This window comes from Thermobifida alba, assembly GCF_023208015.1.
Taxonomy (GTDB): domain Bacteria; phylum Actinomycetota; class Actinomycetes; order Streptosporangiales; family Streptosporangiaceae; genus Thermobifida; species Thermobifida alba.
Map to the genome: position 1 here is coordinate 4,578,777 of NZ_CP051627.1, position 21,909 is coordinate 4,600,685.

Consider the following 21,909-nt stretch of genomic DNA (forward strand, 5'->3'; position numbering starts at 1 on the left):
CACGCGGCCGGGGTCGCAGGCCCGCGAGGCGGGACCCGCGACCCCGGCCGCGGACTCCGTGGTCCTTCGGTCAGCGGCGGGTGGGGCTCAGCCCCAGCATCATTCCGGCCAGGCCGCGCGGCTTGCCGACGAGCTCCTCGGCGATGGAGCGCAGCACCTTGCCGGCCTCGCTGTCGGGGGCGTCGATCACCAGCGGGACACCCCGGTCGCCGCCCTCACGCAGCGCCACCTCCAGCGGCACCTGCCCCAGCAGCGGAACCTTGGTGCCCAGGGTCCGGGACAGCCCGTCGCAGACGGCCTGACCGCCGCCCTCCCCGAACAGGTAGACCCGTTCGTCACTGCCGGGCGCCTGGTAGTAGGACATGTTCTCGATCACGCCCGCGACCCGCTGGTGGGTCTGCGCGGAGATCGACCCGGCGCGCTCCGCGACCTCGGCGGCGGCCTGCTGCGGCGTGGTCACCACCAGGATCTCGGCGTTCGGCAGCAGCTGGGCCACCGAGATCGCGACGTCGCCGGTGCCCGGGGGCAGGTCCATCAGCAGGACGTCCAGGTCACCCCAGTAGACGTCGGCGAGGAACTGCTGCAGCGCCCGGTGCAGCATCGGGCCGCGCCACACGATCGGCTGGTTGCCCTGGGTGAACATGCCGACCGAGATGACCTTGATGCCGTGCGCGGTCGGCGGCAGGATCATGTCCTGGACCTTGGTGGGGCGGTCGCTGGCGCCCAGCATCCGGGGCACGGAGTGGCCGTAGATGTCGGCGTCCACAACGCCCACCTTGTGCCCCTGGGCGGCCATGGCGGCGGCCAGGTTCACCGTGATCGAGGACTTGCCGACCCCGCCCTTGCCGGACGCGACGGCGAACACCTTGGTGAGCGAGTTCGGCTTGGCGAACGGGATCTCCTTCTCCGCCTGGCCGCCGCGCAGCTTGGCCTGCAGGGCCTTGCGCTGCTCCTCGCTCATGACGTCGAGCGTGACGCGCACGCCGGTCACACCGGGCACCTTGCCGACCGCGGTGGCGACGTCCTTTTCGATGCGACCGCGCATGGGACAGCCGGCCACCGTGAGGTAGATGCCGACAGCGACTGTGCCGTCGTCGTTGATCTCGACGCTCTTGACCATGTCGAGTTCAGTGATGGGGCGGTGGATCTCCGGGTCCTGGACGGTGGCCAGAGCCGCGTTCACCTGCTCGGTGGTGGGTGTGGTGGACATGCCATCAATGGTACGAAAGCCCAGGTGTGAAACGTGCAGGCGGCCTCGCCCCGGTGACGGGCCGCGGCGGAGCGTTCTTAACGCCGGTGATACACGGTCCGCTAGTAGTGTCGGACGGACGATGGGAAATGTGTCACCACCATGGCCGTCCGAACCCGATCCGCAGGAGCGGTCGGTTCCGCAGTATTCCCAGACGTGGGCGTCGCCCGGCCGCGCGGCGGGCCCGGGGGAACCGAACACGGTGTGGGCGTGGCCGCCGCCCGTCCAGCCGCCCCGGCCGCGCACGGACGAGCCGCCGCCGGGCGTCCCCTACCACCGGATGGCCCGCACCGAGCGGCACCGCTGGTGGCGGCCGCCGCTGGCCCTGGGCTGCGCGGTACCGCTGTTTTTGGGGCTGAACATCCTCCTGGTGATCGTGGTGGAACTGGGCAAGGCCGTCCAGCGCATCCCCGCCGACGTCGCGGAGACCGGGCACCCCGTGGCCGACCTCGCGTTCGAACTGCTGCTGGTCGTCCTGCTCATCCCGGCGGTGCTGTTCGCGGTGCGGTTCGTGCAGAAGCGCCGGGGCGGCTCGCTGTCCTCGGTGGAGGGGCGGCTGCGCTGGCGGTGGCTGCTGCGCTGTACGGCGGTGGCCGCGCTGTGCGTCACGCTCTCCTTCGCCGGACTCGTCGCGCTGCTGCTGGTCACCGAACCGGGCGAGGACGTGCTCGGCGAGTACGTGGGGACCGGCCTGTTCGTCTCGACCATGGTGGTCGTCGTGCTGCTGGTGCCCTTCCAGGCCGCCGCGGAGGAGTACGCCCTGCGCGGGTTCCTCATGCAGCTGGTCGGCGGCTACGGGGACGCGTCCAGGCCCCGCAGGTCCGCGCCGGCCGCCTGGGTCAACCGCGTCTTCGCCGGTCCGGTGCCCGCGATCCTGGTGAGCGGCCTGGTCTTCACCGTCATGCACGACTACTTCGACTGGGCGCTGGCGGACGTCGCGGTGTTCGGCCTGGCCATGGCCTGGATCACCTGGTACACCGGCGGGCTGGAGGCGGCGATCGCGCTGCACGTGATCCACAACGTCGTGGCGTTCTCCTTCGCCGCCTACGCGGGGGAGCTCGACCAGTCGGGCACCAGCGGAAGCTGGCAGGGACTGCTCGCCACCGTGGTCGAGGTGGGACTGTTCTGCCTGGTGGTGGTCTGGATGCGGCGCAGGTACGGGGTGCGCCACACCACGGCGGGCGGCCCCGCTCCCCAGCCGGCCGACACCGTCCCCTCCGGTTCCCGCCCGTACTGAGGCGTCACGTTTCCTCCCTGGTCCTCCGGGTAGCACCCGGAGGACCATGAAGACTGCTCCTTCGTGCCCGCGCTGTGGGCGCGCCGTCCACGAACCCGATCTGTGGTCGAGCGCGTGGCGGTGCGACGCGCACGGACCGGTGACGCCCCTGCAGGGGGTACGCGAACCCAGCGTGACCTCCCTGGAGATCGTGCTCGACGAGGCGAGGGTGCCCGTCTGGCTGCCCTGGCCGCTGCCGAACGGCTGGGTCATCACCGGTTTCGCCGACGTCGGTGAGGAACGCACCGGCACCCTCGCCGCCGCGGTCGCCCTGTCCGGGCCGGCCCCGCTGGGCGGCGTCGGGGAACTGGTGATCGTCGCCGAGGAGCCGGGGATCGGCCTGGCCGCCCGGATCGCGCGGGTCGACGGCCCCGATCCGGGAGAGGGGTTCGACCGCGACCCGCCGGACGCCAAGGTCCGCAACGACGGCCACGAGATCCCGCTGTGGAGCGTCGACACGGGACCGGAGCGCGCCCTCTACGTCGGGGAGGCGATGGCGCAGTGGCTGTGGTTCGTCTTCAGCCCGGCTGACGCCGGGATTCTCATGTGCGAGATCGATTCCGTCCGCGACCTGCGCGACGCCCGCGACGTCGGCCCCTTTCCCGCCCTTCCCTTCGGGGCGCCGTCCCCGTTCCTGACCGAGGCGCTCAAACCGGTCGGCTGAGACGACGCTGGCCTATGATCGGGGCGATGCGCATCGATCTGCACTCCCACAGCTCCGTCTCCGACGGCACCGACGCCCCCGCGGCCGTCGTCGAGCACGCCGTCGCCGCCGGAGTCGACGTCCTGGCGCTCACCGACCACGACACGACGGCCGGGATCGCCGAGGCCGCCGCGCACCTGCCGCCCGGTTTCACCCTGGTCCCCGGCATCGAGCTGTCCTGCGCCCACCGGGGCTCCAGCGTGCACCTGCTGGGCTACCTGTTCGACCCGGACGACCCCGAGCTGACCGCCGAGCTGCGGCGTGTCCGGGACGACCGGGTCGTGCGCGCCAGGACCATGGTCGAGCGGCTGCGGGACCTGGGGGTGCCGGTCACCTGGGACCGGGTCCGCGCCATCGCCGGGGACGTGGACGGCCGGGACGTGGTCGGACGCCCCCACATCGCCCGGGCCCTCGTCGAGGCCGGGGCGGCCGAGGACGTGCAGGACGCCTTCGACCGGTGGATCGGGTCGGGCAAGCCCGCCCACGTGACCCGCTACGCCCTGGACCCGGTGCGGGCGGTGCGGCTGGTCCGGGCGGCCGGAGGGGTGTGCGTGCTCGCGCACCCGGCCCGCGGCGAGGGCGAGCTGACCAGGGCGGTCCCCGACGAACTGGTGGAACGCATGGCCGAGGCGGGGCTCAACGGGATCGAGGCCGACCACCCCTCGCACGACGAGGCCGAGCGGGCCCACTGGCGGCGGCGCGCCGCGGAACTGGGCCTGGTGGTCACGGGCTCCAGCGACGACCACGGCGAGCTGACCGGCCGCCGGCTGGGCTGCTCCACCACCGACCCCGACGCCTACGCCGCGCTGGTGGCCCAGGCGACCGGGGCCGCTCCGTACACGGGCTGACGCCGCCGGGGACTCTTGAGTACTTTTAACCATTCCATCCGATACTGGCTCCGGACTGGTCGGACACGGGTCGCGACGAGCCCGGACGCCTGCCCGGCATCCCCGCGCGACCTCGGCGGATACCCATGAACGGCGTCCGGCCGCCACAATAGGCCCGCACCAGTTGTGAGCCGTAAGCGAACCGAAGGGGCGGCACGTGTTCTGGAAGCGGAAGGCCAAGAAGAAGGACGAGGCCGAGGCGGACGCCGCTGCGACCACCGTCAAGGAGGCGGACGAGGCCGCGGAGGCCGACTCCGACGGTGCGGCCGGGGCGGCCGAGGACGCCGCGGGCGGTGAGCAGGCGGAGGCCGGAAAGGACGGGGACGCCGCCGAGGAGGCGGAGTCCGCGGCCGAGGGCTCCGACGGCGACCTCCCCGTCGAGCGGATCGAGATGTCCGGGACCCTGGAGGTCGACGGCGAGGAGTACGAGGTCGTCACCAACACCTGGATCGTCCAGATCGACGAGGACGGCGTGGTCGTCGTCAACCCCGGCCAGGACGCCAAGGCCGTCCTGGAGGCGGTGGGCGACCGCGAGATCTACCTCGTGGCCTGCACCAACGGCTACCGGCCGCACATCGCCGGAGCGGTGGAGGTCGCCGAACGGGACGAGGCGCCGATCGCCGTGCACCCCAAGGAGCTGCGCCGCTGGCGCAAGGTCCACGGTGTGGAGCACACCCCCGAGATCGAGGCCGAGGGCGGCGGCAGGCTGACCATCGGCGACGTCGAGCTGGAGATCCTGCCCACCCCCGGCACCGCTCCCGGCTCGCTGTCCTACTACTTCCCCCACCTGAAGGCGGTGTGCAGCGGCGACACCCTGCTCGCCGGGAAGCTCGGCACGGTCGGCGACGGCTACATGGACTACACCACCCAGCTCGCCTCCGTCGGCGAGGTCCTGCTGGCGCTGCCCGAGCAGACCCGGGTGCTGCCCTCCACGGGCGAGGAGACCACCATCGGCGCGGAGTCCCAGAACTTCGACGCCTGGGTCGCCGGGGAGTGAGTCCGGACGGCCGTGGCGCCGGCGGTTTCGACCGGCCGTCGCCGGTGCCACGGCCGGAGCGGACCTCACCGGGGTTCCGCGCGGTTCCAGAAGTCGGTGAGGGCGGCCGCGGTGGCCTCGGGGGCCTCCACGTTGGGCGAGTGGGCCGCGGCGGGGATGACCACGCGGCGCGCGTCCAGCCGCTCGGCCATCTCCGACTGGGTCCCCGGCGACCAGGCGTCGTCGTTCTCGCCGTAGAGGACCAGCTGGGGAAGGTCGACCGCGGCCAGTTCGGCGGTGCGGTCCGGCGCGGAGGTCACCTCCTGCGCCATGCGGAGCAGTCCCAGCGGGTGGTTGGCGAGCATCCGCTCCCGCAGGAACACGTGGATCTCCTCGGGAAGCCCCCGGGCCTTCTGCGGCTCCTCGAAGTGCGCCCACCAGACCTGGTTGATCAGCTCCCGGGTCGGGGAGCCGCCGAGCACGGAGATCAGCCGCTGGGCCTCGGTGCGGCGGGGGCCCTCCACCCCGGAGGGGCCCGAACTCATCAGGGTGTGGGAGAGCAGCGGGGCCGTGCCCGCGAGCACGGTCTCGCGGGTGACCAGGCCGCCGAAGGAGTGCCCGAGCAGGTGGACCGGTCCCTGGCCGACGGCGTCGACGACGTCGGCGACGACCCGGCCCAGCGCCGCGCACGAGTAGGCGTCCGGGTGGTCGCTGCCGGGCGACTGGTACTGGCCCGGCAGGTCGATCGCGTACACCCGGCGTCCCGCCTGGGCCAGCGTCTGCAGCAGCGCGATGAAGTCTTCCTTGCTCCCGGTGAACCCGGGGACCAGGACCGCCGCGTGGAGTTCGCACCCCCCGACGACCGGAGCGGCCGCCAGAGCCGCGATCGGTCCGGACGGAGTGGAGACGTCGACACGTCGGACCCCGGGCGGGAGGGTCAGGAACCGAGGAGTGCTCACGTGCACTCACCCTAGACGAACACGGTGCGCGCGACGGCGTCCGTGCCACGCCGGGCCGCACCGCGCGGCGGCGGGGACCCGGCCCGGTGCACCGGCGGTTCCGGTGGCTCAGTTCTTCTGCTCGCCGCCCGTTCCGGCGCCGCCCCGGCTGCGGCGTCGGGTGCGCCTGCGGGGGCGGGCGGGGGCGTCCCCCTCGGCCGCGGCGGTCTGCTCGCCGGCGGCCTCCGTGGTCGACGGCGCGGTGGGCACACCGCGCCGGGTGCGCCTGCGGTTGCGGGACCGCCGCTGCCGGGGGCGTTCCCGCCCGCCCCGGTCGCGGGAGGCCCGTCCGGTCTCGCCGATGTCCTCCACCTCCTCGGCCTCCAGGCCGGCGCGTTCCCGCTGCTCCTGGGCGAGCACGCCCTTGGCGTCCGACGGGATCCCCAGCGCCTCGAAGAAGTGGGCGGAGGTGGAGTAGGTCTCCTCCGGGTTGGTGAAGGGCAGCCCCAGCGCCTTGTTGATCAGCTTCCAGCGGGCGACCTCCTGCCAGTCGATGAACGTGACGGCGGTGCCCGACCGCCCGGCCCGGCCGGTGCGGCCGATCCGGTGCGTGTAGGTCTTCTCATCCTCGGGGCACTCGTAGTTGACCACGTGGGTCACGTCGTCGACGTCGATGCCCCGGGCGGCCACGTCGGTGGCGACCAGCACGTCGACCTTGCCGTTGCGGAACGCCCGCAGCGCCCGCTCGCGCTGGCTCTGCCCGAGGTCGCCGTGGACGGCCGCGGCGGCGAAACCGCGTCCGCGCAGCGCGGTGGAGACCTGGTCGCAGACCCGTTTGGTCTGGCAGAACACCATGGTCAGACCGCGGTCGCGGGCCTGGAGCAGACGGGCGAGCATCTCCAGCTTGTCCAGCGGGTGGGTGCGGAAGACGTGCTGGGTGACCTGCTCGGAGTCGGACTGCCCGGTGTCGTCCTCGGCCCGCACGTGGGTGGGGCGGCGCAGGTACCTGCGGGACAGGGCCACGATCTCGCTCGGCATCGTCGCCGAGAAGAGCATGGTCTGCCGCTGCTCGGGGGTCTTGGCGAGGATGCGCTCGATGTCGGGCAGGAAGCCCAGGTCGAGCATCTTGTCGGCCTCGTCCAGCACGAGCGCGGCCACGTCGGACAGGTCGAGGTGGCGCTGCTTCTCCAGGTCCAGCAGGCGGCCCGGGGTGCCCACGACGACGTCCACGCCGTCGCGCAGCGCGGTGATCTGCGGCTCGTAGGCGCGGCCGCCGTAGACGGTGACGATCCGGGCGTCGGTGCGCTTGCTCGCGGTGGTCAGGTCCGCGGCCACCTGGATGGCGAGTTCGCGGGTCGGCACGATCACCAGGGCCCGGGGCCGCTTGGCCGAGCCGGGCCGGGCGTGGACCCGCTGGAGCAGGGGGAGGCCGAACGCGAAGGTCTTGCCGGTGCCGGTGCGCGCCTGGCCGATGATGTCGGTCCCGGTCAGCGCCAGGGGCAGGGCCAGGGACTGGATCGGAAAGGGAGTGACGATGCCCTCGGCTTCGAGGGCGTCGGCGATGTCGTCGATGACACCGAGGTCACGGAAGGTGGTCTGTTCTTTACCTGTGGTGTTTTCGGTGGTGGTCAGGGTCCATGCCTCCATCTGGGCGGGCCGCGTACGCGGCGGATCGGGCGGACGGGTTCGGCGGCGGACACGCCGTGGTCGCGGCGGGTCGGCGCGGTTCGTCGGATCTGGGAGTCCGCGCGGCGCCGCGGTGCTCCTGGGCGGGGCCGTCGGGTGTGGTACGCGACCGGTCCCGGGCCGTCCGCTTGTCGTTGTCTGTCCACGGTGTGCTGCCGCCCTCGGCGGAAGCGGCTGCCGCCGGGGGAAGCGGCGTCCTCTTCCCTGCCGCGGTTCTGTGCGCTCGCACCGGGGCACAGAGCCGCTGCCGAACAGGTCGGTGCATCATCACTGCGCGGGCCTCCGTAGCGGGGCGACCGGCTGCGACGGGGCGCTTGACGTGCGACCGGCGGGCGCCGACCACGGCTACGAGTCTAGCCTGCGTGATCAATGCTGGATAGAACGCGACTTCCGTGCCTTGTCCACCTGTGGAGGAGAACGCGGAAGGACACTCGAATAGTCCCGGGCCCCGGCAGCCGGAGGGAGGCCGCCGGCGGGGGCGCTAGGCTGAGGGACATGAGTTCCGCAGCCGCTCCCGACCCCAGCCGGGCCGCCGCCCCCGCCGAGCGCGGCGTGATCGACCTGCTGGGACTGCTGGCCTATGCCGAGCTGGTCTCGTTCTTCCGGCTGGCCTCCGACGCCGAACTCGCGCCCACCCTGGAGGACAAGGCCGAGCTCGCGGCGTTCGCGGCCACCGAGCAGGCCCACCACCAGCTGCTGCGGCGCAGGCTCGTGGAGCTGGGGGTGGATCCCGAGGACGCGATGCGGCCGTTCGTCGCCCCCCTGGACGCCTGGCACGCCCGCACCACCCCGCAGACCTGGGTGGAGAGCCTGGTCAAGGCGTACATCGGGGACGGGATCGCGGCGGACTTCTACCGGCAGATCGCCGAGCTGACCGACGAGGAGACCCGGGAACTGGTCGCCGGAGTGCTCTCCGAGGAGGGGCGGGCCGAGTTCATCGCGGCCAAGGTCAAGCAGGCGGTGACCGACGACCCCACGCTGGCCGGACGGCTCGCGCTGTGGGCGCGCCGCCTGGTCGGTGAGGCCCTCAGCCAGGCGCAGCGGGTGGCCGTCGACCGCCCCCGGCTCGCCGAGCTGCTGGCCGAGGGGGAGTCGGGCGAGACGGGGCGCAACGGGGACCTGGCCGCGGTCAGCCGGATCTTCGCGAGGCTCACCGACGCGCACAACTCCCGGCTGCAGGCGATGGGCCTGGCGGGCTGACGGGCCTTCCGGAGCGGTCGGTCGACCGGCCGGGGAACGGGGCCCCGCCGGGGAGGTTCTGCGGTTCGTGCCGCGAATGTCACCGTGGCGATCTGTGAAGTGGCGACAAAGTCTCCCGCGGTAGGCGTACGCTAAGCCCTGTCCGCACACGGCCGCGCCTTCCTACCGGCCCGTGGGAGGGGGACGGGACGGCGCGGACCAGAGGTGAACTCCGCCGCGACAGGCTGGGACTTCCAGCCCGACGACCGAGAGGCGGCCACCAGCGCGCCGCGAGAAAGGAAAAACGAATGGGGAGCGGTCGGCACGGAGCAGCGCGTCCACCGATCGGAGTCCTGATCCACCGGGATCGCGTCGACTTCTCCATCTACGGTCTGCAGGCGGTGATCGCGTTGGTCATCATGGTCGCCACGGGGCCCGGCAGCCTGGCCTTCTGGCTGTGCTTCCTGCTGCTGTTCGCCGGTGTCGTCCTCTTCTTCCGGCGTATCGACCGCCTGGCCCGCGAGGAACTCGCCGGGGACGACCTGCTCTGACCATCCCGCCCCGCCGGGGGCGCGGACCGTGCCCGAAGGCTCCGCCCGACGCCGTCGCGACGGCGTCGGGCGGAGCGTGTCCCGGCTCAGCGGCGCTCGTGGCGGCGTTGGTACGTACCGGACTCGCTCCGCCGAGGAGGCGCGACCCGCTCGGTCGGCGCCGTCTCCTGCCGCGGGGCGGCCACCGTCTCACCGACCCGGCCGCCGCCCTGCTGGCGGAGGCGCTGCGTCTCGTTCTCGGCGCGGTCCAGCCAGTCGGCCCAGCGCTGCTGCATCGGGCGGATCAGACCGCCGCCGACCCCGACGACGAGGATGCCCACCACCGCGGCCAGCACCGCGATGAGCACCGGCAGGGTCACCGTGGTGGCCACGCCGATCTGGTTCAGTGCGGCGATGACGCCGAGACCGAGGATGAACACACCCGCGGTGTTGGCCAGCAGCCTGCCGTAGCCGAGACCGCCGAGCGCGTCCGCGGCGAGGTCGCGGACCGCCCGCGCGATCAGCGCCGCCACCACCACGATGATCAGCGCCACGGCGAGCCGCGGCAGCCACGCGACCACGTTGTTGAGCAGCTGGGTGATCGGGTTGGTGGGGCCGAACGCGCTGAACGCCAACTGCAGGACGATCAGCACACCCGCGTAGTAGACGAACTTCCCCGCCAGGTCGCTGGCGCTGAACCGGCTGCGCTGGAAGTAGCTGCCCAGCCCGCCGCGCTCCAGGGCCCGGTCGAGGCCGACCCGGGCCAGGCCCTTGGCGACCAGGCGGCCGACGAGTTTGGCGATCAGCCAGCCCAGGATCAGGACGACGAGGAAGACGGCGAGCCTGGGGATGAAGGACACCACGGTCCCCCAGACATTGCCGACGCCCTGCCCGAGGTCGGTCACGGCCAGTGGTGTGAACATCTCATCTCCTCCCCCGAAGCGGTTCCGCCGGTCGGCGGCAGCCGGGAAGTCTCCCGACGGCGTGCCGTCGTGCCCGACCGAACCGGGAGAACGCCTGTCGTCCGGCGGCTACCCGGGAAACAGGCGGTGAACCATCGGGCCGTGGGGAGGAGCGGGGAGCGGGGTCAGCTGCGGGTGAGGTCCCACCCGCTGATGCCGCGCCAGGCCAGGCGGGCGATGAGCTGCTCGGCGGCGTCCTTGGGGATGGTGCCGCTGCTCAGCCAGTAGCGTGCGCTGGTCTCGGCCATGCCGACCAGGCCGATGCTGAGCAGGTGCGCCTCCTCGTCGGAGACGCTGGTGTCCTGCCGGATGACCTCGCCGATGAGTTCCGCGCAGCGGAGCGTGGTCTGTTCGGTCTTCTCCCGCACCGCCGGGAGGTTGCGCAGGTCGGACTCGAAGACCAGGCGGAACGCCTCGCCCTCGCCGGAGACGAAGTCGAAGTACGCCTGGAAGCTCGCGACGACCCGCTGACGGTTGTCGTCGGTGGACTGCAGCGCAGCACGCTGCTTTTCGACCAGGGCCTCGGAGTGCTGCTCCAGCAGCGCCAGGTAGAGTTCCAGCTTCCCGGGGAAGTGCTGGTACAGCACGGGTTTGGAGACCCCGGCGCGTTCGGCGATCTCGTCCATCGCCGCGGCGTGGTATCCCCGTTCCACGAAGACCTGCTGGGCCGCGGCGAGCAGTTGCCGTCGCCGGGCCACCCGGGGGAGCCGGTTTCCCCGTGGGCGGGCTTCTGAAGGAGCCGTCACCGCCACACCCTCCGAACTGTTCGCGGCGCCGTGCGCCGCGTCCTGGTCTGGCCGTCCCGACGGGCCCGAAGCCCGCCGGCGGCCAGAGTGCGTACCGGGCCATCTTACTCGGCCGTAATGAGCTGGGCCGGTCTGCCCAGGTCGCGGACGGGAATCCGGCTCACCGCTCAGCGGTAGTAGTCGTCCTCGTCCTCGGGGACCTCCAACGCCTGTTCGACCGCGTCGGCCTCGGGGACCTCCCACCCCCTCTCCAGTTCCGCGGCGAGGTCGAAGGACTCTTCCTCGTCGTCGGCGGTCCGCTGGTCCACGACGTCGGCCTCAGGCGCTTCGAGGGGGTGTTCGTCGTCGGGGACGTTCGGTGCGACGCGGGGACGCTCCGCTTCATCCGGCATGGGGCCTCCCGTGGTGGGCGCTGGTCGACATCGCTGCCGCCCCGCCGCCCCGTGGGCCGGCGGGGTACCACGAATCGGTGGTGACCTGCGGGGAAACAGTCAGGCGGGTAACGCTTCCGTTCCCGTATCCCCACCCGGGAATGATAAACCCCACCCCGTGGGTTGGGATAATGAGCAAGCCCGTAGCGTGCGAGGCGGTGAAGGTCCGCGCCCGCCGTGGGCACGCCGCGTCACCGATCGTTTGAGGAGCTGTTGTGTCGCTGCCGCCGCTGGTCGAACCAGCCGACGAGCTGACCGTTGACGAGGTGCAACGGTACTCACGCCACCTGATCATCCCCGACGTCGGCATGGACGGTCAGAAGCGTCTGAAGAACGCCAAGGTCCTGGTCGTGGGGGCGGGCGGGCTCGGCTCCCCCACGCTGCTGTACCTGGCCGCCGCCGGCGTGGGCACCCTGGGCATCATCGACTTCGACGTCGTGGACGAGTCCAACCTGCAACGCCAGGTCATCCACGGCCAGAGCGACCTCGGCAAGCCCAAGGCCGAGTCCGCCCGGGAGAGCATCGAGGAGATCAACCCGTACGTCAAGGTCGCCCTGCACCAGGAGCGCCTGGACTCCGGCAACGCCCTGGAGATCTTCGCGGGCTACGACCTGATCCTGGACGGAACGGACAACTTCGCCACCCGCTACCTGGTCAACGACGCCGCCGTGCTGCTGAACAAGCCGTACGTGTGGGGGTCGATCTACCGCTTCGACGGCCAGGTCAGCGTGTTCTGGAACGAGCACGGACCCAACTACCGCGACCTGTACCCCGAGCCGCCGCCGCCCGGAATGGTCCCCTCCTGCGCCGAGGGCGGCGTCCTGGGGGTGCTGTGCGCCGCGATCGGGTCGGTCATGGCCAACGAGGCGATCAAGCTGATCACCGGCATCGGCGATCCGCTGGTCGGCCGCCTGCTGATCTACGACGCCCTGGAGATGACCTGGCGGACCGTCAAGATCCGCAAGGACCCCAACGCCGAGCCGATCACCGAGCTGATCGACTACGAGGCGTTCTGCGGGACGATCCCCGAGGAGGCCCAGCAGGCCGCGATGGGCTCCACCATCACCGCCAAGGAACTCAAGGAGAAGATGGACAAGGGCGAGGACTTCTTCCTCGTCGACGTCCGGGAGAAGAACGAGTACGAGATCGTCAACATCCCGGGCGCGGTCCTCATCCCCAAGGGCGAGTTCCTCACCGGTGAGGCGTTCGCCAAGCTGCCCCAGGACAAGCAGATCATCCTGCACTGCAAGTCCGGCGGCCGCTCGGCCGAGGCCCTGGCCGCGGTCAAGAACGCGGGCTTCGCCGACGCCGTGCACGTCGGCGGCGGCGTGCTGTCCTGGATCGAGACCGTCGACCCGAGCCTGCCCCGGTACTGACACCGGCCGTGGCGTGGGGCCGCCGCACACCGCGGCGGCCCCACGTGCTCGTGTCCGCCGACGTGAGTTCCGCGCCGATCCGGGTAGCTGCCGTCGACGACGGGAGTACGGACCGGGAGGTGCACGATGGGCGGACGTTGGAGCGACTGGGCGGCCCTGGCGGCGGGGATCGCGACGGCCCTCAGCTGGATCTGGCACGGCATGTTCGGACCGGCCATGGTCGCGCTGTTCCTGCTCGGCCTGGCCACGGTGTTCACCGCGACGATCTGCCTCACCCGGCCGGGACTGGTCCTCGGCGAGGCGCTCCTGGCGGCGCTGGGCGTCCTGGTGTTCCTCACTCCCTGGCTGATCGGCTTCGCCGGGAAGCCCGTCGGAGCGTGGACCGCCTGGATCACCGGAGCCGTCATCGCGGTCATGGGAGTGGTGGGGCTGCCGCCGAGCCGCAGGGCCCGCCGCACCCAGGAACCGCACGGCCCCGACGGGTCGTGGACACGCTCGCCGACGGCGCACTCCCCGGTCGCCCCGGTCTGAGGATTCGGCGCCCGTTTCCGTCGGCGGCCCGCACTACAGTGTGCGGCATGCCACGATCCGACGGTTGTCCCAGCGAGTACGCGGAGCGGGTCCTCGAATTCGTCCGGACCATCCCGGCGGGGAAGGTCATGACCTACGGCGACGTCGCCGAGTACCTCGGCGCGGGCAGCGCCCGCTCGGTGGGGGCGGTCATGGCCGCCTGGGGAGCGGACGCGCCCTGGTGGCGGGTGGTGTTCGCGGACGGCACCCCGCCCTCCAGCCGCCCCGAGCGGGCGCTGCGGCGCTACACGGCGGAGGACACCCCGCTGCTCGCCGACCGGACCCGGGTCGACCTGGGCCGGGCCCGCTGGGACGGCAGGCCCTGAACCCGCCCGACTCCCGGGTGGGACGGGGACACGACGCGGTTGTCGTCGCCGTCTGGTGAACTAGGTCGGGTGAACACCCCCCCGTACCGCCTCGTACGCCGGGCCCAGCGCGCCGCACCCGCCCCGGACCTCGACGACGACCAGCGCCGGGTGGTCGACCACCGGGGCGGTCCGCTGCTCGTGCTCGCCGGACCGGGAACCGGGAAGACCACCACGATCGTCGAGGCGGTCGTCGACCGCGTCGACCGCCGGGGCGTGGACCCCTCGCGCGTGCTCGTGCTCACCTTCAGCCGCAAGGCGGCCCAGGAACTGCGGCAGCGCATCACCGCGCGGCTGCGGCGCACCACCCGCGAACCGCTCGCCCTGACCTTCCACAGCTACGCCTACGCCCTGATCCGCCGCGAGTTCCAGCTCGCGGGCGACCAGGCGCCCCGCCTGCTGTCCGGCCCCGAACAGCTGATGGAGGTCCGCGAACTCCTGCGGGGCGAACTCGCCGACGGCGCCGCCGAGTGGCCCGAACGGCTCCGTCCCATGCTGCACACCCGCGGCTTCGCCGAGGAGCTGCGCGACTTCCTCATGCGCGCCCAGGAACGCGGACTGGGCGCCGACGACATCCGGGAGCTCGGACGCCGCCACGCGCGGGCGGACTGGATCGCCGCCGGGAGCTTCCTGGAGCGCTACACCGGGCGGTTCGACGTCGCCCCGGTGCCCACCTTCAACTACGCCGAACTGGTCCGCATCGCCGCCAACCTGCTCAACGACCCCGAGGTGCAGGCGCGGGAGCGCGCCGCGCGGCAGATCGTGTTCGTCGACGAGTACCAGGACACCGACCCCGCCCAGGAGGAGCTGCTGCGCGCGCTGGCCGGGGACGGGCGCGACCTGGTCGCGGTGGGCGACCCCGACCAGTCCGTCTACGGCTTCCGGGGCGCCGACGTGCGCAACATCCTGGACTTCCCGGACCGGTTCCGCACCGCGGCGGGCGACCCCGCCCCCGTGGTGGCGCTGCGCACCTGCCGCCGCAGCGGCCCCGCACTGCTGGAAGCCTCCCGCAGCCTCGCCCAGCGGCTGCCCGCCGTGCCCGGCCCCGAGGGGGAGGGGGTCAACGCCCACCGCCGGCTCGTCCCCGTCGAGGACGCCGAACCGGGCCGGGCCAGGGTGCTGCTCGCAGAGAGCCCCGCCCAGGAGGCCGCCGTCATCGCCGACATCCTGCGCCGCGCCCACCTCATCGACGGCGTGCCGTGGTCGCGTATGGCGGTGCTGGTACGTTCGGCCACACGGCAGGTGCCGGTGCTGCGCCGCGCCCTGATCGCCGCCGACGTCCCGGTGGTCGTCAGCGGCGACGAACTGCCGCTGGCCGCCGAACCGCTGGTGCGGTCCATGCTGCTGCTCCTGCGCTGCGCGCTGCACCCCGACAGCCTCGACGAGAACGCCGCCCGCGAACTGCTGACCAGCGCGTTCGGGGAGGCCGACGGCATCAGGCTGCGTCGGCTCGGCCGGGCGCTGCGGCGGCTGGAACTGGACGCCGGAGGCAACCGCCCCGCCGCGGCCCTGCTCGCCGAGATCCTCCGCGACCCCCGCGACCTGGTGATGGTCGACCCCGAGGTGCGGGCGCCCGCCGACCGTGTCGCCACCCTGCTGCGCCTGGTCCGCGACAGCACGGCCGAGGGCGCCTCCGCCGAGGAGGTGCTGTGGCGGATGTGGCACCACTCGGGGCTGGCCGACCGGCTGCTGCGGGCCAGCCAGGCGGGCGGGCGGCGCGGTGCGGCCGCGGACCGGGAGCTGGACTCGGTGGTGGCGCTGTTCGAGAACGCCGCGCGCTACTGCGACCGGCTGCCGCCCGGCACCCCGGAGGGGTTCCTGGAGGACCTGGAGGCCCAGGAGATCCCCGGCGACACGCTCGCCGAGCACGCCCCCCAGGGCGAGGCGGTGCGCATCCTCACCGCGCACCGCTCCAAGGGACTGGAGTGGGACCTGGTCGTGGTGGCCGGGGTGCAGGAGGGCGACTGGCCGGACCTGCGGCTGCGCGGCTCCCTGCTGGGTGTCGAGCACCTGCTGGACACGGTCTCCGGGTTCGCCGAGACCTCCCCGGCCGCGGTGGTGTCCAAGCTGCTGGACGAGGAGCGGCGGCTGTTCTACGTCGCGCTCACCCGGGCCCGGCGGGAACTGGTGGTCACCGCGGTCGGCGGCGAGGACACCGAGGAGCGGCCCTCCCGCTTCCTCGCCGAGCTCGGCCTCGGCGACCCCGAACGGCTGGCGCCGGGACGGCGGTGGCTGTCGCTGCCCGCACTGGTCGCCGACCTGCGCTCGGCCCTGCTCGACCCGCGCAGCGAGGCGCCGGTGCGCCGTGCCGCGGCCGCCCACCTGGCCCGGCTGGCCGACGAGGGGGTGCGGGGGGCCGATCCCGCCGAGTGGTACGCCCTCACCGAACTGTCCGACGACTCCCCGCTGGTGCTCGACGGCGAGCAGATCCGCGTCTCCCCGTCCCAGGTGGAGAAGTTCGGCGCCTGCGAGCTGCGGTGGATGCTGGAGACGGCGGCGGGCGCGCAGAAACCGCACACCTCCTCCGGGCTGGGCAGCATCGTGCACGCCCTGACGGTGCTGGCCGCCGAGGACGCCGGCCTGCCGGAGATCCTGCGGCGCATGGACCAGATCTGGTCGGACCTGGACTTCGGCGGCCCCTGGTACGCGGAGAAGCAGCGGGAGCGGGCCGAGGAGATGCTGCGGCGGTTCCTGGGCTGGCAGAAGGAGAACCCCCGGGAGCTGGTCGCCACCGAGGAGGGGTTCCGGGTCGAGGTCGACGGCATCGAGATCGTGGGCCGGGTGGACCGGCTGGAACGCGACGACCAGGGGCGCGGCGTCGTCGTCGACATCAAGACCGGGACGGCGGTGCCGGACCGGGAGATCGGCCGCCACCCGCAGCTCGGCGTCTACCAGCTGGCGGTGCTGATGTCGGCGTTCGAGCACTACGGCCTGACCGATTCGGGCGGCGCGGCCCTGGTGCAGATCGGCGACGGGCGCCGGACCGCGAAGGAGCAGGCGCAGCCCGCACTGGCCGAGGACCCGGACCCGGACTGGTCGAAGCGGCTGGTCCGCGAGGTGGCCTCCGGCATGGCGGGGGCGCGGTTCCGGGCGACGGCCGGCCCCTCGTGCCGCCACTGCTCGGTCCGCGCCAGCTGCCCGGCCCAGAGCGAGGGCGACCGCGTGGAGTGACGCGGGCCCCGAAGGACAGTGGTCACGGCCCTGGAACCGGAACCGGCGGCGTTCCCGGCTCCGGGGCCCTGATCACCGCCGACCGGTGCCCGCCGGGGAGTGGTCTGCGAGAATGCCCGGGTCAGCACAGCAGACAGGGCAGGACCCCCCATGACCGACGTCTACGGACCCGCGCAGCTCGCGCGGCTGCTCGGGTTGCCCGAACCCACCCCGGAGCAGGCCGCCGTCATCGCCGCACCGCTGCGTCCCGGGCTGGTGGTGGCCGGGGCCGGCTCCGGCAAGAGCGAGACCATGGCCGCCCGGGTGGTGTGGCTGGTCGCCAACGGGCACGTGCGCCCCGAGCACGTGCTCGGCCTCACCTTCACCCGCAAGGCCGCCGCCGAACTCGCCGAACGCGTCCGCAAACGGCTCGACCAGCTGCGCGGCGCGGGCGCGGTGCCCGACGAGGTGCTCGACGGCGAACCCACCGTCGCCACCTACCACTCCTACGCCATCCGCCTGGTCGGCGACCACGCGCTGCGCGAGGCCGTGGAACCGAACACCCGCCTGGTCTCCCCGGCCGTGGCCTGGCAGCTCGCCCACCGCGTGGTCAGCACCTACGACGGGCCGATGGACGCGGTCACCTCCGCCCCCTCCACCGTGGTCCGCGACGTCCTCGCCCTGGCCGGGGAACTCGCCGAACACCTGCGCACCCCCGACGACGTGCGCGAGTTCGGCTCCTGGCTGCGTTCGCGCGCCGCGGGCCTGAAGAAGATCCCCGCCCCCGTCCGCGACCTGCTCGCCACCCAGAACCACCGCGAGCAGCTGCTCCCGCTGCTGGAGCGGTTCGCCCAGCTCAAGGCGGACCGCGAGGTGATGGACTACGACGACCAGATCGCGCTGGCCGCCCGCATCGCGCAGCGCCACCCCGAGGTCGGCCTGATCGAACGCGGCCGCTACCAGGTGGTGCTGCTCGACGAGTACCAGGACACCAGCCACGCCCAGCTCGTGCTGCTGCGGTCGCTGTTCGGAGACGGCCACCCGGTCACCGCGGTCGGCGACCCCTGCCAGTCCATCTACGGCTGGCGCGGCGCCAGCGCGGGCAACCTGGTCAGCTTCCCCACCCACTTCCCGGAGCGGCCCGGCAGGCCCGCGGCGGTCCGCCAGCTGTCCACCAGCTTCCGCAACGGCGAACGGGTGCTGGAGGTCGCCAAGCGCATCGCCGAGCCGCTGCGCGCCGAGGCCGAGGACGTCCCCGTGCTCTACCCGGGGCCGGCGCGCGTCGGCCGGGGCCGGGTCACCTGCGCCCTGCTGCGCACCGAGACCGAGGAGGCCGCCTGGATCGCCGAGCAGATCGACCTGGCGCTGCGGGAGTCGGCGGACCGGCACACCGCGCCCGACGGCCTGCCCTGGCCCGAACAGGAGGCCCGGGGGCCGCTCGGCTACGGCGACGTCGCGGTGCTGTGCCGCAAACGCTCCCAGTTCCCCGTGATCCGCCACGCGCTGGAGGAGCGCGGCATCCCCGTCGAGGTCGTCGGGCTGGGCGGGCTCATCGAGGTGCCCGAGGTGCGCGACATCGTCGCCACCCTGCGGGTGCTGCACGACCCCACCGCCGGGCACGAACTCGCCCGGCTGCTCACCGGGCCGCGCTGGCGGCTGGGGCCGCGCGACCTGGTCGCGCTCAACAAGCGCGCCGTGGAGCTGGCCCGGGAGGCCCGCCGCGACCTGCGCGGCCCGGCCGCGCAGGAGGCCGAGGAGGAGGCCGACCCGCTGCGGCGGACCGTGCTGGACCTGACCGCCGAGACGGGAAGCCTCGTCGACGCGCTCGACGACCTCGGCCCCGCCGAACGCTACTCCGAGGCGGGCTACCGGCGGCTGCGCGCCCTCGCCGAGGAGCTGCGGACGCTGCGCGGCCAGGTCGCCCAACCGCTGCCCGACCTGATCACCGAGGTGGAGCGGGTCCTCGGCCTCGACGTGGAGGTGGGCGCACGGCCCGGCCGGGACCAGGCCGCCGCCCGCGCCGACCTGGACGCGTTCGTGGACGCCGCGGTGCGCTTCTCCGGCTCCACCGACGCGCCCACCCTGCACGCGTTCCTCGCCTACCTGGACTCCGCCGAGGACACCGAGCACGGCCTGGCCCCCGGCGAGCGGATCGGTTCCAGCGACACCGTCAAACTCATGACGGTGCACGCCGCCAAGGGGCTGCAGTGGCCGGTGGTGGTCGTGCCCGGGCTCAGCCAGGGCCAGTTCCCCGGGGTCGCCAGAACCGTGAAGAGCTGGACCGGCAAGGCCGCGGAACTGCCGTTCGCGCTGCGCGGCGACCGGGCGGGCCTGCCCGACCTGCCGGACGTGACCGCCGAGGACCTCAAGCGCTTCACCGCGGCCGAACGCGACCGCGAGCTGATGGAGCAGCGCCGCCTCGCCTACGTGGCGGTGACCCGCGCCGCGTTCGCGCTGCTGTGCACCGGGCACTGGTGGGGGCGGCAGGCCCAGCGCAGACGCGGCCCCTCGGTCTTCCTGGAGGAGGTGCGGGAGGTGTGCGAGGCGGGCGCGGGCCGCGTCGCACTGTGGACCGACCCGCCCGGCGACGACGAGCACAACCCCGAACTGGTCGAGGACGCCCCCGTGGTCTGGCCGTCGGACGGGGACACCCGCCGCGACGCCGCCGCACGGGCCGCCGACCTGGTGACGCGCTACCGGAACGGGGCCTGGGAACGGGAGTTGGGCCTGCTGGACCGCGCCGTGCTGCGGCCGGCGGCGCGCCGCCGGATCCGCGACTGGGCGCGCGACGTGGAGCTGCTGCTGCGCCACCGCGCCGCCGAGCCGCACGACGGGCGGGCCGTCGAGGTGGAGCTGCCCGCCCACCTGACCGTGTCCGCGCTGGTGTCGCTGGCCCGCGACCCCGCCGCGCTGGCCCGGCAGATCCGCCGTCCGCTGCCGCGGCCGCCGGCGCCGCACACCCGCCGGGGCACCGCCTTCCACACCTGGCTGGAACGGCGCTTCGGCCAGCAGAGCCTGGTCGACCCCGACGAACTGCCCGGCGCCGCCGACGGCCCCGTGGACGTCGACACCGAGCTGGAGGAGTTGCAGCGCCGTTTCGAGCAGAGCGAGTGGGCCGACCGCACCCCGCTGGACGTGGAGGTCTCCTTCGAGACCGGCATCGGCGACCGGCTGGTGCGGGGCCGGATGGACGCGGTCTTCCACGACCCGGAGAACGACGTCTACGACGTGGTGGACTGGAAGACCGGGCAGCCGCCCACCACGGCCCGGGAGCGCCGCGCGGTGGCCGTGCAACTGGCCGCCTACCGGGTGGCCTGGGCCCGGATCGCCGACGTGCCCCTGGACCGGGTGCGCGCCGCCTTCCACTACGTCCGCCACGACGAGACGGTCCGCCCCGCGGACCTGTTGGACGCCGCGGGCCTGGCCGCGCTCATCAACGCGGTCCCCGAACCCGGAGCGGGACCGGGGGACGGGGACGGGCCGGCGGACGGCTGAGGGCCTCCGGTCCCGCCCCGCCGACCGGGGCGCGGCGGCCCGGTTCCGAAGCCGACCGGGCGTCCCCGACGCCGCGCGAGAATCCCGCCGGCACGACCGGACAGGGAAAGCCCTGCTTTTTTGAGGTGAGCCTTGCCTGACCGGGACTGGGTTTTCCCGGGCGGGGGTTCCGGCGCCTCCTGACGTCCTGGAGAAAATGTGTACCCGCGTTGTCCCCGGGTATCGTCCAAAAAACGGAAGAAAAAGCGGGAAGAGGCTGCGCGGGAGGTCTCCGCAGCGGCCCGCGCCCGACGGAGTGTGCCCGACGGAGCCCCGTGAGCCCAGCTCCTCCCGGTTTTCTCGGGGCAGTCGAGGAGCGGGGCACCTCGCGCGGCCGTCGCGGAGAAAGAACTTCGACCAGGCTTGCCTAACTTTGGTTCGCCTATCCTGAAAACAGTTAACAAAGGCTTTCCTCAGTGGCAGGAATCATTATTCCCCCGCTTTCTCCATTTCTTTTTCCGTGTTATTTTCACAGAGAGTCCGAGGGGTGGTTTCCCGGTGGTTCCGGGAACCGCCCGGGGCCGCGTCGGGGACGCGTTGCCCGGGCCCGGAGGAGAAGGGAAACGCAGCGCAGACATGAAGGGGACCGTGCAGCTCACAGAACGTCCGGACACCACCGTGCAGACCGGTGACCACCGCGGGACCCGTACCGGCGGACTCGCACAGCGGCTCAACGCACTGCGTGCGGGGGTCCTCGGCGCCAACGACGGCATCGTCTCCACCGCGGCCGTCGTCGTCGGCGTGGCCGGAGCCACCACCGACACGGGGCCGATCCTCACGGCCGGCCTCGCCGCCTCGATCGGCGGCGCCGTGTCCATGGCGCTCGGCGAGTACGTCTCCGTCAGCAGCCAGCGCGACAGCGAACGCCACCTCATCGAGCGGGAGCGCCGGGCCCTGGCCGCCGACCCCGAGGGCGAACTGCGTGCCCTGGCCCGCAGCTACGAGGAACGCGGCATCTCGGCGGCCACCGCGCGGCGCGCCGCCGAGGAGCTCTTCGCCCGCGACGCCCTGGAAGCCCAGATGCGCGAGCGGCACAACATCGACCCCGACGAGGTCACCAGCCCCTGGCACGCCGCACTCGCCTCGTTCCTGGCCTTCACGGTCGGCGCGCTGCTGCCGATGCTCGCGATCCTGCTGCCGCCCCCCGAACTGCGGGTGCCGGTGGCGTTCGGCGCGACCCTGCTGGGCCTGGCGCTGACCGGAGCGGTGGCCGCCGGCATCGGCGGCGGCTCGCAACTGCGCGCGGCGGCACGGGTGACCGTCGGCGGCGCGTTGGCCCTGGCCGCCACCTACCTCATCGGGTCGCTGCTCGGCACCGCCGGCGTCGTCTGACCGTCCCGCACGACGCCGG

18 protein-coding genes are annotated in these 21,909 nt (G+C 73.1%); 12 read left to right on the top strand and 6 right to left on the bottom strand.

Features of this window, described 5'->3' with window-relative positions; all coding sequences use genetic code 11:
- Positions 1–70: 70 nt before the first annotated feature.
- On the bottom strand, positions 71–1,210 hold the full coding sequence (locus FOF52_RS20510) for an Mrp/NBP35 family ATP-binding protein (protein WP_248591526.1): 1,140 nt from the start codon (positions 1,208–1,210) through the stop codon (positions 71–73).
- A 319-nt stretch (positions 1,211–1,529) separates the two neighbouring features.
- On the opposite strand from FOF52_RS20510, the gene FOF52_RS20515 reads away from it, so the two are divergent.
- The 4 genes from FOF52_RS20515 to FOF52_RS20530 all read left to right on the top strand — a co-directional run bounded on the left by FOF52_RS20515 (position 1,530) and on the right by FOF52_RS20530 (position 5,112).
- A complete protein-coding gene (locus FOF52_RS20515) occupies positions 1,530–2,486 on the top strand; it encodes a CPBP family intramembrane glutamic endopeptidase (protein ID WP_248591527.1) in 957 nt (318 codons plus the stop codon).
- Between the two features lie 46 nt (positions 2,487–2,532).
- The gene (locus FOF52_RS20520; RefSeq protein WP_248591528.1) at positions 2,533–3,189 is read left to right on the top strand and encodes a DUF6758 family protein; all 657 of its coding nucleotides are present in this window, start codon (positions 2,533–2,535) and stop codon (positions 3,187–3,189) included.
- 26 nt (positions 3,190–3,215) lie between these two features.
- Positions 3,216–4,076: a PHP domain-containing protein gene (locus FOF52_RS20525; protein ID WP_248591529.1), complete on the top strand. Its 861-nt coding sequence runs from the start codon at positions 3,216–3,218 to the stop codon at positions 4,074–4,076.
- A 196-nt stretch (positions 4,077–4,272) separates the two neighbouring features.
- Entirely contained in the window at positions 4,273–5,112 is an 840-nt protein-coding gene (locus tag FOF52_RS20530; RefSeq protein WP_248591530.1) for an MBL fold metallo-hydrolase, read from the top strand.
- A 65-nt stretch (positions 5,113–5,177) separates the two neighbouring features.
- Here FOF52_RS20530 and FOF52_RS20535 read toward each other — a convergent pair whose 3' ends face one another.
- Both FOF52_RS20535 and FOF52_RS20540 read right to left on the bottom strand, forming a co-directional pair.
- A complete protein-coding gene (locus tag FOF52_RS20535; protein WP_248591531.1) occupies positions 5,178–6,050 on the bottom strand; it encodes an alpha/beta fold hydrolase in 873 nt (290 codons plus the stop codon).
- A 108-nt stretch (positions 6,051–6,158) separates the two neighbouring features.
- Entirely contained in the window at positions 6,159–7,676 is a 1,518-nt protein-coding gene (locus tag FOF52_RS20540) for a DEAD/DEAH box helicase (RefSeq protein WP_248591532.1), read from the bottom strand.
- 534 nt (positions 7,677–8,210) lie between these two features.
- Here FOF52_RS20540 and FOF52_RS20545 point away from each other — a divergent pair.
- The gene (locus tag FOF52_RS20545; protein WP_248591533.1) at positions 8,211–8,915 is read left to right on the top strand and encodes a ferritin-like fold-containing protein; all 705 of its coding nucleotides are present in this window, start codon (positions 8,211–8,213) and stop codon (positions 8,913–8,915) included.
- A gap of 287 nt (positions 8,916–9,202) precedes the next feature.
- Complete coding sequence (locus FOF52_RS20550) at positions 9,203–9,445, top strand: hypothetical protein (protein WP_248591534.1); 243 nt, start codon at positions 9,203–9,205, stop codon at positions 9,443–9,445.
- 86 nt (positions 9,446–9,531) lie between these two features.
- Here the strand turns inward: FOF52_RS20550 and FOF52_RS20555 are convergent, their stop codons facing one another.
- From FOF52_RS20555 to FOF52_RS20565, 3 genes are all read right to left on the bottom strand, one after another.
- Positions 9,532–10,347 (bottom strand): mechanosensitive ion channel family protein, encoded by an 816-nt coding sequence (locus FOF52_RS20555; RefSeq protein ID WP_248591535.1) that lies wholly within the window; start codon positions 10,345–10,347, stop codon positions 9,532–9,534.
- 164 nt (positions 10,348–10,511) lie between these two features.
- The gene (locus tag FOF52_RS20560) at positions 10,512–11,132 is read right to left on the bottom strand and encodes a TetR/AcrR family transcriptional regulator (protein WP_248591536.1); all 621 of its coding nucleotides are present in this window, start codon (positions 11,130–11,132) and stop codon (positions 10,512–10,514) included.
- A 167-nt stretch (positions 11,133–11,299) separates the two neighbouring features.
- Entirely contained in the window at positions 11,300–11,524 is a 225-nt protein-coding gene (locus tag FOF52_RS20565; RefSeq protein WP_248591537.1) for a hypothetical protein, read from the bottom strand.
- A 254-nt stretch (positions 11,525–11,778) separates the two neighbouring features.
- Between FOF52_RS20565 and moeZ the strand changes: the two genes are divergently transcribed.
- From moeZ to FOF52_RS20595, 6 genes are all read left to right on the top strand, one after another.
- Positions 11,779–12,939, top strand: coding sequence for an adenylyltransferase/sulfurtransferase MoeZ (gene moeZ, locus FOF52_RS20570; RefSeq protein WP_248591538.1), 1,161 nt, complete (start codon positions 11,779–11,781; stop codon positions 12,937–12,939).
- A 126-nt stretch (positions 12,940–13,065) separates the two neighbouring features.
- The gene (locus FOF52_RS20575; RefSeq protein ID WP_248591539.1) at positions 13,066–13,470 is read left to right on the top strand and encodes an SPW repeat protein; all 405 of its coding nucleotides are present in this window, start codon (positions 13,066–13,068) and stop codon (positions 13,468–13,470) included.
- A gap of 47 nt (positions 13,471–13,517) precedes the next feature.
- On the top strand, positions 13,518–13,835 hold the full coding sequence (locus FOF52_RS20580) for an MGMT family protein (RefSeq protein WP_248591540.1): 318 nt from the start codon (positions 13,518–13,520) through the stop codon (positions 13,833–13,835).
- A gap of 69 nt (positions 13,836–13,904) precedes the next feature.
- Complete coding sequence (locus FOF52_RS20585; RefSeq protein ID WP_248591541.1) at positions 13,905–17,045, top strand: ATP-dependent helicase; 3,141 nt, start codon at positions 13,905–13,907, stop codon at positions 17,043–17,045.
- 150 nt (positions 17,046–17,195) lie between these two features.
- A complete protein-coding gene (locus tag FOF52_RS20590) occupies positions 17,196–20,519 on the top strand; it encodes an ATP-dependent helicase (protein WP_248591542.1) in 3,324 nt (1,107 codons plus the stop codon).
- 615 nt (positions 20,520–21,134) lie between these two features.
- Positions 21,135–21,890 carry a VIT1/CCC1 transporter family protein gene (locus tag FOF52_RS20595; RefSeq protein WP_248591543.1) on the top strand — a complete coding sequence of 252 codons (756 nt, stop codon included), beginning with the start codon at positions 21,135–21,137 and terminating at the stop codon, positions 21,888–21,890.
- Positions 21,891–21,909 lie beyond the last annotated feature (19 nt).